This is a genomic window from Pseudomonas sp. UC 17F4, from assembly GCF_900101695.1.
Lineage (GTDB): Bacteria > Pseudomonadota > Gammaproteobacteria > Pseudomonadales > Pseudomonadaceae > Aquipseudomonas.
In genome coordinates this window covers 1,952,920-1,965,697 of sequence record NZ_FNKV01000001.1, presented here as the reverse complement: position 1 = coordinate 1,965,697, position 12,778 = coordinate 1,952,920, and the positions used below count along the sequence as shown (strand labels likewise).

The following is a 12,778-nucleotide window of genomic DNA, read 5'->3' as shown; positions in this document are numbered from 1 at the left end:
CACTATAACACTGCCAAGGACCCCTTCCCTCCATGCGTCACTTACCCCTGCGCCTCTCTCCCCTTGCCGCTGCGCTCTGGCTCGCGTCCCCCGTGAGCCAGGCTGTCGAACTGCAACCCCAGGTGATCACCGCCAACCCGCTGGGCAACAGCGAGCTGGCTGCGCCCACCACTGTGCTCGATGGCGACGACCTGGCCCTGCAACAAAAAGGCAGTCTCGGCCAGACCCTCAACAACCAGCCCGGCGTCGCCTCGACCTGGTTCGGCCCCGGTGCCAGCCGCCCGGTGATCCGCGGCCTGGACGGCGACCGGATCCGCATCCTGCGCAACGGTGTTGGCGCCCTGGATGCCTCGTCGCTGTCCTATGACCACGCCGTGCCGCTGGACCCGGCCACCGTCGAGCGTATCGAAATCGTCCGCGGCCCGGCTGCCCTGCTCTACGGCGGCAACGCCATCGGCGGGGTGGTCAACAGCTTCGACAACCGCATTCCGACTTCGCCCATCGACGGCATTCACGGCGCCGGCGAGTTGCGCTATGGCGGCGCCGACACCACCCGCAGCAGCGCCGGCAAACTGGAGGCTGGTGATGGCCGCTTCGCCCTGCACCTGGACGCCAACAGCCGCCAGTTCAATGACCTGCGCATCCCAGGCTACGCCCGCAGCTCGAAAGTGCGCGACGCCGACGAACCGGGCAGCAAGCACCGCCTGGAAAACAGCGACGGTCGCCAGGACGGCGGTGCCGTTGGCGGTTCCTACCATTGGGATCACGGCTATGCCGGCCTTTCCTACAGCCGCTATGACTCCAACTACGGCTCGGTGGCCGAGCCGGGCGTGCGCCTGGACATGCAGCAGGATCATTACGGCTTCGCCTCGGAGTTGCGCGACCTCGACGGCCCGTTCAGCTCGGTGAAGGTCGACCTTGGCTATACCGACTACCAGCACCGCGAGCTGGAAAGCGGCGAGGTGCACACCACCTTCAAGAACAAAGGCTACGAGGCGCGGGTCGAGGCGCGGCATCAGCCACTGGGGCCGGTCGAAGGGGTGATTGGCGCCCAGGTCAGCCGCAACGAGTTCTCCGCCCTCGGCGAAGAAGCCTTCGTGCCGCACACCGACACCAACAGCCTGGCGCTGTTCATGCTCGAGCAGTGGCAAGCCACCGAACGCCTGAACCTGAGCCTCGGCGGGCGCCTGGAGCACACCCGGGTCGAACCCGACAGCAAGGGCAGCGAACGTTTTGCCGAGGCTGATCGTTCAAGCAGTTTCACCGCCGCCAGCCTGTCCTCCGGCGCGGTCTACGAGCTGACCCCGGTGTGGTCCCTGGCCGCGACCCTGGGCTACACCGAGCGTGCTCCGACCTTCTACGAGCTGTACGCCAACGGCGCCCACGTCGCCACCGGCACCTACGAGGTCGGTGACCCGAACCTGAGCAAGGAAAAAGCCATCTCCAGCGACCTGGCCCTGCGCTTCGACAACGGCACGCACAAGGGCAGCGTCGGTGTGTTCTACAGCCACTTTCGCAATTACATCGGCCTGCTGGCCAGCGGCAACCTGCGCGAAGGCCACGACCACGACCACGACCATGATCACGGCGATGAAGACCACGATCACGACCATGATCATGACCACGGCGGCGATGTACCCGAATACCTCTACCACGGGGTTCGCGCGCGCTTCTACGGCATCGAGGCCCAGGACCGCTGGCAACTGGCGCAGAACCGTTATGGCAGCTTTGCCCTGGAGCTGTCCGGCGACTATACCCGGGCCAAGAACCTCGACACCGGCGAGGACCTGCCGCGCATCGCCCCGCTGCGCCTGAACAGCGGCCTGTTGTGGGAACTGGACCGTTGGCAGGCGCGGGTGGACGTGCAGCACGCCAGCGCTCAGCACAAGAAACCGGCCAACGAGACCAGCACCGACGGCTACACCACCCTCGGCGCCAGCGTCGGCTACCGCTTCGATATCGGCCAGAGCCAGTGGCTGGCCTTCGTCCGGGGCGAGAACCTGACCGACCAGACCGTGCGCTACTCAAGTTCGATCCTGCGTGACATCGCCCCGGCACCAGGGCGCAGTGTCGAAGTCGGCTTGCGTACCACCTTCTAAAGCAATAGCTCCCTGTGGGCGCCGGCCTTGCTGGCTCCCACAGCGGATCAGAGTCGCCTGCCTCAACCGCACTGTTACCAATCCGGCAACGGTGCCTCTTGCTGAATTGACTTTTTTTCTTACAAGTTCAGCTATATCCTCCCCGCCGCAAGCTGAACCGCTTCAGTCTATTTCCCTGCAGCTTTATCGCCGATGATCCTCGGAACTCGGTGGCCTTGCCGTTTTTTCAATAATCAAAAGATAGCGCTATCTCATGCCTCAGAACGATCGTTTCCGCTTTTCCCCCGCCACCCGGACACTGCTTTCGGGTCTGGCCATCGCCAGCCTCGCGCCTTGCGCCCAGGCCGCGGCGATGTTCGCCAGCGACTCGCCATGGATGCTTGGCGATTGGGGCGGCACCCGCACGGAGCTGGCTGAACGCGGCTACGACTTCACCCTTGGTTATACCGGCGAGATGGGCGCCAACCTGCACGGCGGCCATGACAACGACAAGACCGCGCGCTACAGCGACCAGTTCGCCCTCGGCACCCACCTGGACCTGCAGAAGATCCTTGGCTGGCATGATGCCGAGTTCCAGCTGACGGTCACCGAGCGTCACGGCAACAACATCAGTAATGACCGCATCAACGACCCGCGCGTTGGCGGCTTTACCTCGGCCCAGGAAGTCTGGGGACGTGGCCAGACCTGGCGGCTGACGCAGATGTGGATCAAGCAAAAATACTTCGACGGCGCGCTGGATGTGAAATTCGGCCGCTTCGGCCAGGGCGAGGACTTCAACAGCTTCCCGTGCGACTTCCAGAACCTGGCGTTCTGCGGCTCGCAGGTGGGCAACTGGGTCGGTGACATCTGGTACAACTGGCCGGTCAGCCAGTGGGCCCTGCGGGTCAAGTACAACCTGACTCCCGAGCTGTACGCGCAGATCGGCGCCTACGAACAGAACCCTTCCAACCTTGATCGCGGCAACGGCTTCAAGCTCAGCGGCAGCGGCACCCAGGGCGCGGTGATTCCGGTCGAACTGGTGTGGAGCCCGGCGGCCAATGGCCTGAAAGGGGAATATCGCGCCGGTTACTACTACAGTAATGCCAAGGCAAGCGATGTCTACAAGGACAGCAACGATCAACCGGCAGCACTGAGCGGCCAGGCTTACCGCAGCAGTTCGAGCAAGCACGGCTTCTGGCTCGGTGCCCAGCAACAGGTGACGTCGCTGGCATCTGACCATTCGCGTGGTTTGAGCGTATTCGCCAACGCCACGCTGCACGACAAGAAGACCAATGCCATCGACAACTATGTTCAGGCAGGTGTGGTGTACAAGGGGCCCTTCGATGCCCGCGCCAAGGACGACATCGGTTTCGCCCTGGCACGCGTGCACGTCAACCCTGCCTACCGCAAGAACGCCCAGGCCATCAACCAGGCCCGCGACGTCAGCGACTTCAACGACTCCCTGTTCCGTCCGATCCAGGACACCGAATACAGCGCCGAGCTGTACTACGGCATCCACCTGGCCGACTGGCTGACCGTGCGCCCGAACCTGCAATACATCCGCCACCCCGGTGGCGTGAGCCAGGTCGATGACGCGCTGATCGGCGGGATCAAGATCCAGAGCAGTTTCTAACCACCCTTTTCACCTAACGGAGAACACACGATGAGCACTGATGGTGCCTTGAGTAGAACCCGCTGGCTGCCGCGACTGATCGGTGTGCTGTTGTTGCTGATGGGCCTGGCCCTGCTGGCTGGCGGTATCAAACTGAGCCAGCTGGGCGGTTCGCTGTATTACCTGATCGCCGGCATCGGCTTTGCCCTGTCCGGCATCCTCTTGCTGGCCCTGCGCCGCAACGCCCTGGGCCTGTATGGCCTGGTGCTGCTCGGTAGCACGCTGTGGGCCTTGTGGGAAGTCGGCCTGGACTGGTGGCAGCTGGTGCCGCGCCTGGCCCTGTGGTTCGCCCTGGGTGTGGTGTTGCTGCTGCCGTGGGCACGCCGCCCGCTGCTGGGCAACCCGTCCAAGGTCAACAGCGGCCTGCTGAGCCTGGCCGTAGTGCTGTCGGGCGCTACTGCAGTGGCCAGCCAGTTCACCCACCCGGGTGAAATCAAGGGCGAGCTGGGCCGTGAAAGCGCCGAGATGAGCAGCACTGCGCCACAGATGCCGGATGGCGAGTGGCAGGCCTACGGCCGTACCGAATTCGGCGACCGCTACTCGCCGCTGCGCCAGATCACCCCGCAGAACGTGCACAAGCTGCAGGAAGCCTGGCGCATCCGCACTGGCGACCTGCCGACCGACAACGACCCGGTCGAGCTGACCAACCAGAACACCCCGCTGAAGGTCAACGGCAAGCTGTACGCCTGCACCGCCCACAGCAAGGTGCTGGCCCTGGACCCGGACACCGGTGCCGAAATCTGGCGTTTCGACCCGCAGATCAAGAGCCCGGTGGGCTTCAAGGGCTTCGCCCACATGACCTGCCGTGGTGTGTCGTATTACGACGAAAACAACTACGTCAACGTTGACGGCAGCCCGGCGCCGAAAATCAGCGATGCCGGCCAGGCCGTTGCCGTCGCCTGCCCGCGTCGCCTCTACCTGCCGACTGCCGACGCCCGTCTGATCGCCCTCAACGCCGACACCGGCAAGGTCTGTGAAGGTTTCGGCAACCAGGGCGTGATCGACCTGACCACCGGCATCGGCCCGTTCACCGCCGGCGGTTACTACTCCACCTCGCCTGCGGCGATCACCCGCGAACTGGTGATCATCGGCGGCCATGTCACCGACAACGAGTCGACCAACGAGCCGTCCGGGGTGATCCGCGCCTACGACGTGCACGATGGCCGCCTGGTATGGAACTGGGACAGCAACAACCCGGACGACACCGCACCATTGGCGCCGGGCAAGACCTACAGCCGCAACTCGGCGAACATGTGGTCGCTGGCCAGTGTCGACGAGAAACTGGGCATGGTCTTCCTCCCGCTGGGCAACCAGACCCCCGACCAGTGGGGCGCTGATCGCACCCCGGGCGCCGAGAAGTACAGCGCCGGTATCGTTGCGCTGGACCTTGCCAACGGCAAAGTCCGCTGGAACTACCAGTTCACCCACCACGACCTGTGGGACATGGACGTCGGCAGCCAGCCAACCCTGCTCGACCTGAAGACCGCAGACGGCGTCAAACCTGCGCTGATCGCCCCGACCAAGCAGGGCAGCCTGTACGTGCTCGACCGTCGCGACGGTACGCCGATCGTGCCGATCCGCGAAATCCCGGTACCGCAAGGTGCGGTCGAAGGCGATCATACCGCGCCGACCCAGGCCCGTTCGGACCTCAACCTGCTCGGCCCGGACCTGACCGAACAGGCCATGTGGGGCGCCAGCCCGTTCGACCAGATGCTTTGCCGCATCCAGTTCCGCGAACTGCGTTACGAAGGCCAGTACACCCCACCGTCAGTGCAGGGCAGCCTGGTCTACCCGGGTAACGTCGGCGTGTTCAACTGGGGCAGCGTCTCGGTCGACCCGGTCCGCCAGTTGCTGTTCACCAGCCCCAACTACATGGCCTTCGTTTCGAAAATGGTGCCGCGCGCCGAAGTCGCCGCCGGCAGCAAGCGCGAGAGCGAAACCAGCGGTGTGCAGCCGAACACCGGCGCACCCTATGCGGTGATCATGCACCCGTTCATGTCGCCACTGGGCGTACCGTGCCAGGCGCCAGCCTGGGGTTACGTGGCCGGTATCGACCTGACCACCAACCAGGTGGTGTGGAAGCATAAGAACGGCACCAGCCGCGACAGCTCGCCGATCCCGATCGGCCTGCCGATTGGCGTGCCAAGCATGGGCGGCTCGATCGTCACCGCCGGCGGCCTGGGCTTCCTCAGCGGCACCCTGGACCAGTACCTGCGTGCCTATGACAGCAACACCGGCAAGGAGCTGTGGAAATCGCGCCTGCCGGCCGGTGGCCAGGCCACGCCGATGACCTACACCGGTAAGGACGGCAAGCAGTACGTGCTGGTGACCGCCGGTGGTCACGGCTCGCTGGGTACCAAGATGGGCGATTACGTAATCGCTTACAAACTGGCTGAGTAGGCCTGAGCTGCCAGCTACAAGCTTCAAGCTGCAAGCACCGCGCTCCTCACGTGCGGCTTGTAGCTTGAAGCTTGAATCTTTGCTCCACCCGCCCCATCTAAGCACCATAGTCATTGAGCAGGTGCGCCATGAGCGATCAGCAGGATCTACCGGAACGTCCCGAGGAAAACGCCGAAGTCGAGCATCTCGAAGCCGCCGAAAACAGCGGCCATAACCTTGCTTTGCCGGGCCAACAGCTGCCGGACAAGGTCTATATCATCCCGATCCACAACCGCCCGTTCTTCCCCGCGCAAGTATTGCCGGTGATCGTCAACGAAGAACCCTGGGCCGAAACCCTGGACCTGGTCGCCAAGACCCCGCACCACTCCCTGGCTCTGTTCTTCATGGACACGCCGCCGGAAGACCACCGTCATTTCGACACCTCGGCCCTGCCGCTGTACGGCACCCTGGTCAAGGTTCACCACGCCAGCCGCGAGAACGGCAAGTTGCAGTTCGTCGCCCAGGGCCTGACCCGGGTGCGCATCCGTACCTGGCTCAAGCACCATCGCCCGCCTTACCTGGTCGAGGTCGAGTACCCGCATCAACCCAGCGAGCCGACCGACGAGGTCAAGGCCTACGGCATGGCCCTGATCAACGCGATCAAGGAGCTGCTGCCGCTCAACCCGCTTTACAGCGAAGAGCTGAAGAACTACCTCAACCGCTTCAGTCCCAACGATCCGTCGCCGCTGACCGACTTTGCCGCGGCGCTGACCTCGGCCACCGGCAATCAGCTGCAGGAAGTGCTCGACTGCGTACCGATGCTCAAGCGCATGGAAAAAGTCCTGCCGATGCTGCGTAAAGAGGTCGAAGTCGCGCACCTGCAGAACGAGATCTCCGCCGAGGTCAACCGGCAGATCGGCGAGCACCAGCGCGAGTTTTTCCTCAAGGAGCAGCTCAAGGTCATTCAGCAGGAGCTGGGCCTGACCAAAGACGACCGCAGTGCCGACCTCGAACAATTCGAGCAGCGCCTGCAAGGCAAGACCCTGCCCGCAGCCGCACAAAAGCGCATCGACGAAGAGCTGGGCAAGCTGTCGATCCTCGAGACCGGCTCGCCCGAGTACGCCGTCACCCGCAACTACCTGGACTGGGCCACCGCCCTGCCCTGGGGTGTCTACGGCAAGGACAAGCTCGACCTCAAGCACGCGCGCAAGGTGCTCGACCAGCATCACGCCGGCCTCGATGACATCAAGGAACGCATCCTCGAGTTCCTCGCCGTGGGTGCCTACAAAGGCGAGATCAGCGGCTCCATCGTGCTGTTGGTAGGCCCGCCGGGGGTTGGCAAGACCAGCATCGGCAAGTCGATTGCCGAATCCCTGGGCCGACCGTTCTACCGTTTCAGCGTCGGCGGTATGCGCGACGAGGCCGAGATCAAGGGCCATCGCCGCACCTACATCGGCGCCCAGCCGGGCAAACTGGTGCAGGCGCTGAAAGACGTCGAGGTGATGAACCCGGTGATCATGCTCGACGAGATCGACAAGATGGGCCAGAGCTACCAGGGCGACCCGGCCTCGGCGCTGCTGGAAACCCTCGACCCGGAGCAGAACGTCGACTTCCTCGACCATTACCTGGACCTGCGCCTGGACCTGTCCAAGGTGCTGTTCGTGTGCACCGCCAACACCCTCGACTCGATCCCCGGGCCGTTGCTCGACCGCATGGAAGTGATCCGCCTGTCCGGCTATATCACTGAAGAAAAACTGGCCATCGCCAAGCGCCACCTGTGGCCCAAGCAGTTGCAAAAGGCCGGGGTGGCCAAGACCAGCCTGAGCATCAGCGACAGCGCCTTGCGCACGGTGATCGAGGGTTATGCCCGCGAAGCCGGGGTACGCCAGCTGGAAAAACAGCTGGGCAAGCTGGTGCGCAAGGCCGTGGTGCAACTGCTCGAAGATCCCGAGAAAAAGATCAAGATCGGCCCCAAGGACCTCGAAACGTCACTGGGCATGCCGGTGTTTCGCAGCGAACAGGTGCTGACCGGCAAAGGCGTGATCACCGGCCTTGCCTGGACCAGCATGGGCGGCGCCACCCTGCCGATCGAGGCGACGCGCATCCACACCCTCAATCGTGGTTTCAAGCTCACCGGCCAGTTGGGTGAGGTGATGAAAGAGTCCGCTGAAATTGCCTACAGCTACGTCAGCGCCAACCTCAAGCAATATGGCGGTGATCCGAGCTTCTTCAACGAGGCCTTCATTCATCTGCACGTACCCGAAGGCGCCACGCCCAAGGACGGCCCCAGCGCCGGGGTGACCATGGCCAGTGCGCTGCTGTCGCTGGCGCGCGACCAGGCGCCGAAGAAAGGCGTGGCCATGACCGGCGAGCTGACCCTGACCGGCAAGGTCCTGCCGATTGGCGGGGTGCGCGAGAAGGTGATTGCGGCGCGGCGGCAGAAAATTTTCGAGCTGATCCTGCCGGAAGCCAACCGCGGTGATTTCGAAGAATTGCCGGATTACCTCAAGGAGGGTTTGAGCGTGCACTTTGCCAAGCGCTTCAGTGATGTGGCGAAGGTGCTGTTCTAACCCCGGACCATAGATGTGGGAGCGGGCTTGCCCCGCGATCGGGCGCGCAGCGGGCGCAATTCAGGCTTCACCTGGAGTGCTGGCTGTACCGGCCTCATCGCGGGTCAAGCCCGCTCCCACAGACGATGCAGGCCCTTGCCCTGCGATCATCTTCGGTTATGCTGCGCTATCGTCGCCTATCCGGAGCTTTCATGACTGCCGCCCGCCTGCTCGTTCCCCTGGGCCTTGCCCTGCTAGCTGCCTGCGCACAAAAACCTGTGCACAACGTCGAACTGGACAACCAGGCCGACTGCCCGCTGCAACTGCAAAACGGCCAGAACCTCACCCTGACCCTACCGAGCAACCCCAGCACCGGCTATCGCTGGCTGGTGCAGAACCCGGCCGCAGGCATCCTGCGTAGCCTCGGCCCCGAGGTCTACAGCCACCCGGAAGATGCCGGCATCGTCGGTAGCGCCGGGCAATCGGTGTGGCGTTTCCAGGCCCAGGGCGCCGGTGAAGGCCATCTGCTGTTGGTCTACCAGCAACCCTGGGCCCCGGAAGTGCGCCCGGTGCAGACCTTCGACTGCGCAATCACGGTCAAGTAGGCCGCGCTGGTCAGCGGGCCATGCATCCTGGCGCCAGTTTGGCTAAAATGCCGGCCTTTTACCGCCCAACGCCTGGATTGCCCCCGTGAGCAAAGAACCCGACCGCCTTTTCGCCCAGCCCCTTGGCCAGGTGCCCGACTTCGCCTTCAACGAAGACGTGGTGCGGGTGTTCCCGGACATGATCAAGCGTTCGGTGCCCGGTTACCCGACCATTGTCGAGAACCTCGGCGTGCTCGCCGCCCAGTTTGCCCAGCCCAACACCGCCCTGTATGACCTGGGCAGCTCGCTCGGCGCGGTGACCCAGGCGCTGCGCCGGCATGTGCGCAGCGATGGTTGCCGGGTGATTGCCATCGACAACTCGGCGGCCATGGTCGAGCGCTGCCGGCAGTACCTCAATGCCCAGGACTCGATGTTCCAGGAGCTGTTGCCGGTCGAGGTGATCGAAGGCGACATCCTTGCCCTCGAGTTCCAGCCGGCCTCGGTGGTGGCGATGAACTTCACCCTGCAGTTCATCGCCCCCGAACAACGCCTGGAGCTGCTCACACGTATTCGCCAGGCGCTGCTGCCGGGCGGTGCGCTGATCCTTTCGGAGAAGCTGCGCTTCGAAGACGCTGATGAACACGCGCTGCTCACTGACCTGCACGTGGCCTTCAAGCGCGCCAATGGCTACAGCGAACTGGAAATTGCCCAGAAGCGCAGCGCCATCGAGAACGTGATGAAGCCCGACAGCCTCGAAGAACACCGCCAGCGCCTGCTGGCGGCTGGTTTCTCCAAGGTTGTGCCCTGGTTCCAATGCCTTAACTTTGCCTCGTTGATTGCCCTGCCATGATTGATCTGTCCCCCCTGGTCCGCCGCTTGGCGGGCACCCCCCTGGCGCAATGGGCGCAAGGCCTGCAAGCGCAACTCGACGCCAAGATGGCAAAAGGTCATGGCGACCTGGAACGCTGGCAAGCGGCGCTGGATGCCTTGCCAGTGCTGGAACCCACGCGCATCGATCTGCAGAACGGCCTCAACCTCGATTGCGACTGCGACGACGACACCCGCGCGCGCATGCAGCAGGCACTGATGGGCCTGTCGCCGTGGCGCAAGGGGCCGTTCGACCTGTTCGGCGTGCACGTCGACACCGAATGGCGCTCGGACTGGAAGTGGTCGCGCGTCGCCCCGCACCTGGACCTCAAGGGCAAGCGGGTGCTGGATGTCGGTTGCGGTAATGGTTACTACCAGTGGCGCATGCTCGGCGCCGGAGCCGACAGCGTCATCGGCGTCGACCCCAACTGGCTGTTCTTCTGCCAGTTCCAGGCGGTGCAGCGCTACCTGCCGCAGCTGCCGGCCTGGCACCTGCCCTTCGCCCTGGAGGACCTGCCGGCCAACCTCGAAGGTTTCGACACGGTGTTCTCCATGGGCGTGTTCTACCATCGCCGCTCGCCCATCGAGCACCTGCTGGCGCTCAAGGACTGCCTGGTCAAGGGCGGTGAACTGGTGCTGGAAACCCTGGTGATCGAAGGTGACGAAAACCAGGTGCTGGTGCCGGAAGACCGCTACGCGCAAATGCGCAACGTCTGGTTCCTGCCATCGGTACCGGCCCTGGAGCGCTGGTTGCGCCGCGCCGGTTTCAGCGATGTGCGCTGCGTCGATGTCAGCACCACCAGCATCGAAGAACAACGCAGCACCGAGTGGATGCGCTATCAGTCGCTCAGCGACTTCCTCGACCCCGACGACCACAGCCGCACCATCGAAGGCCTGCCAGCGCCGCGCCGCGCCGTACTGGTGGCGCGCAAATAAAACAGGCGCCCGTAACGGGCGCCGAAGATTCACCTTTCCAAAGGAGCTGGGGAGCTTCCAAGGTGAACGGAGCTACTCTTTGGCGACCTGCTTCTGTTTGCTCTCACGCTCGGACTCCGCCACGGCCTGGTCCTTCTTGCCGTGAATCTGCTCCTGGCTGAGGCGGAAGTTTTCCCAGAACTGCCTGGAACGCTCCGCCCCGCCTTCGGCCAGTGCCGCGCTACTGCCCAGGGCCAATACGGCCATCAGCACATACTTGTTCAGGCTCATGTTGCTCACCTCGTGATTGAATTTCAGGACAGTTCAATCTTACGGGGGGCAAGCTAACGCCAAGGTGAGGCGGACATTACAGTGCTGCAAGATTCGCCTTACAGCACGCTCAGCGGATACTCGACAATCAGGCGCACCTCATCGAGGTCCGATTCGAATGCCGTGGCCCGGGTCGTGGCCTGGCGCACGCGCAGCGACAGGTCCTTGAGGCTGCCGGACTGCACCACATACTTCGCCTCGATATCGCGCTCCCAGCGCTTCTGCCCGGTCAGCGGGTTGCCCTCGGCATCGCGGCGCATGTACACGCCGTTGGCATCGGAGTAATCAATGCCGCTGCCGCGCCCGTAGCGGCTCATGAACGACAGGCCCGGCACGCCATAGGCGGCCATGTCGAGGTCGTAACGGAGCATCCACGAGCGCTCTTTCGGCGAGTTGAAGTCGCTGTACTGGATCGAGTTGTCGAGGTAGATCGAGTCGGACTGGCGCAGGTAGTCAAAATCGTTGTCACCCTGGTTGCGCTGGTGCGACAGCGCCAGGGTGTGGGCGCCGTAGCTGACACCGACGCGGGCGCTCCAGATGTCGTTGTCAAACGTGCCGAGCAGTTGCTGGCCCTCGTCCTTGGCCTTGTAGTAGTTGAAGCTGGTAAAGCCGGTGAGGTCGCGGGTGATCGGGTACTTGTAGCTGACTCCGGCGTAGTACTGGTCCCAGGCGTCCTTCAGGCGGCTGCTGTAGAGGCTCAGGCTGAGGTTGTCGGTGGCCTGGTAATCGCCGCCGAAATAGCCCAGCCAGGGCGAATCCACGGGGCCGGCGTAGAAAGTCACGAAACCGTCGCGGTTGTTGCTCGACAGCGGCTGGCTCATGGCATGCAGGCGCCCGCCCTGCACTTTCAGGCCAGCCAGGCTGGTGTTCTCCAGGGTCCAGCCGGTGAAGCTTTCCGGCAACAGCCGCGAGTCGCCGAAATGCACCACCGGGGTGGTCGGGAACACGTCGCCGAACTTGAGCTCGGTGTCGAACAAACGCGCCTTGATCGCGCCACCGAGCTTGCTGAAGTTGCTGGCGGTATCGCCATTGCGGTCCACCGGCAGCATGTCGAACGAACTGCGCCCGCCGCTGCGGCCATCGCCGCTGTCGAGCTTGAGGGCGAGCATGGCGTGGGCATCCAGGCCAAAGCCGACCGTGCCCTCGGTGTAACCTGACTCAAAGCGGGCGATAAAGGCCTGGGCCCAGGCTTCGGCGTAACCGGCCTTGCCGGTAGGCGATTGCTCACCGTTACGGTAGTCGCGGTTGAAATAGAAGTTACGGCTGAGCACCGTCAGGCTGCTGTCTTCGACAAAGCCTCCGCCTGCGGGCTGGCTGACGGCATTGGCGGTCGCACAACTGGCCAGGGCCAGGGCGCCGGTAAAACAGGCTGTGGATTTGTTCCCCATCTTCAACTCCTGATTA

The 12,778-nt window shown here is 63.8% G+C and carries 9 protein-coding genes; 7 read left to right on the top strand and 2 right to left on the bottom strand.

Annotation, left to right across the window (positions count from 1 at the left end; all coding sequences use genetic code 11):
• Positions 1–32: 32 nt before the first annotated feature.
• The 7 genes from BLR26_RS09105 (at position 33) to cmoB (ending at position 11,065) form a co-directional block, all read left to right on the top strand.
• Positions 33–2,099, top strand: a complete 2,067-nt coding sequence (locus BLR26_RS09105; RefSeq protein WP_093380075.1) for a TonB-dependent receptor — start codon at positions 33–35, stop codon at positions 2,097–2,099.
• 253 nt (positions 2,100–2,352) lie between these two features.
• On the top strand, positions 2,353–3,711 hold the full coding sequence (locus tag BLR26_RS09100) for a carbohydrate porin (protein WP_093380072.1): 1,359 nt from the start codon (positions 2,353–2,355) through the stop codon (positions 3,709–3,711).
• 30 nt (positions 3,712–3,741) lie between these two features.
• Positions 3,742–6,150: a glucose/quinate/shikimate family membrane-bound PQQ-dependent dehydrogenase gene (locus BLR26_RS09095; protein ID WP_045197663.1), complete on the top strand. Its 2,409-nt coding sequence runs from the start codon at positions 3,742–3,744 to the stop codon at positions 6,148–6,150.
• A 128-nt stretch (positions 6,151–6,278) separates the two neighbouring features.
• A complete protein-coding gene (gene lon / locus BLR26_RS09090; RefSeq protein WP_045197662.1) occupies positions 6,279–8,699 on the top strand; it encodes an endopeptidase La in 2,421 nt (806 codons plus the stop codon).
• Positions 8,700–8,890: 191 nt separating this feature from the next.
• Complete coding sequence (locus BLR26_RS09085; RefSeq protein WP_045197660.1) at positions 8,891–9,283, top strand: protease inhibitor I42 family protein; 393 nt, start codon at positions 8,891–8,893, stop codon at positions 9,281–9,283.
• Between the two features lie 85 nt (positions 9,284–9,368).
• Positions 9,369–10,112 carry a carboxy-S-adenosyl-L-methionine synthase CmoA gene (gene cmoA / locus BLR26_RS09080; RefSeq protein WP_093380069.1) on the top strand — a complete coding sequence of 248 codons (744 nt, stop codon included), beginning with the start codon at positions 9,369–9,371 and terminating at the stop codon, positions 10,110–10,112.
• Entirely contained in the window at positions 10,109–11,065 is a 957-nt protein-coding gene (gene cmoB, locus BLR26_RS09075) for a tRNA 5-methoxyuridine(34)/uridine 5-oxyacetic acid(34) synthase CmoB (protein ID WP_093380066.1), read from the top strand. The genes cmoA and cmoB overlap by 4 nt, the downstream gene beginning before the upstream one ends.
• A gap of 72 nt (positions 11,066–11,137) precedes the next feature.
• Here the strand turns inward: cmoB and BLR26_RS09070 are convergent, their stop codons facing one another.
• Both BLR26_RS09070 and BLR26_RS09065 read right to left on the bottom strand, forming a co-directional pair.
• Positions 11,138–11,335, bottom strand: coding sequence for a hypothetical protein (locus BLR26_RS09070; RefSeq protein WP_045197655.1), 198 nt, complete (start codon positions 11,333–11,335; stop codon positions 11,138–11,140).
• A gap of 98 nt (positions 11,336–11,433) precedes the next feature.
• A complete protein-coding gene (locus tag BLR26_RS09065; RefSeq protein WP_093380064.1) occupies positions 11,434–12,762 on the bottom strand; it encodes an OprD family porin in 1,329 nt (442 codons plus the stop codon).
• Positions 12,763–12,778 lie beyond the last annotated feature (16 nt).

Coding starts and splice junctions, on each gene's coding strand:
- BLR26_RS09105 (WP_093380075.1), top strand. CDS start 33: ATGCGTCACTTACCCCTGCGCCTCTCTCCCCTTGCCGCTGCGCTCTGG.
- lon (WP_045197662.1), top strand. CDS start 6,279: ATGAGCGATCAGCAGGATCTACCGGAACGTCCCGAGGAAAACGCCGAA.
- BLR26_RS09065 (WP_093380064.1), bottom strand. CDS start 12,762: ATGGGGAACAAATCCACAGCCTGTTTTACCGGCGCCCTGGCCCTGGCC.
- cmoB (WP_093380066.1), top strand. CDS start 10,109: ATGATTGATCTGTCCCCCCTGGTCCGCCGCTTGGCGGGCACCCCCCTG.
- BLR26_RS09070 (WP_045197655.1), bottom strand. CDS start 11,335: ATGAGCCTGAACAAGTATGTGCTGATGGCCGTATTGGCCCTGGGCAGT.
- BLR26_RS09095 (WP_045197663.1), top strand. CDS start 3,742: ATGAGCACTGATGGTGCCTTGAGTAGAACCCGCTGGCTGCCGCGACTG.
- BLR26_RS09100 (WP_093380072.1), top strand. CDS start 2,353: ATGCCTCAGAACGATCGTTTCCGCTTTTCCCCCGCCACCCGGACACTG.
- BLR26_RS09085 (WP_045197660.1), top strand. CDS start 8,891: ATGACTGCCGCCCGCCTGCTCGTTCCCCTGGGCCTTGCCCTGCTAGCT.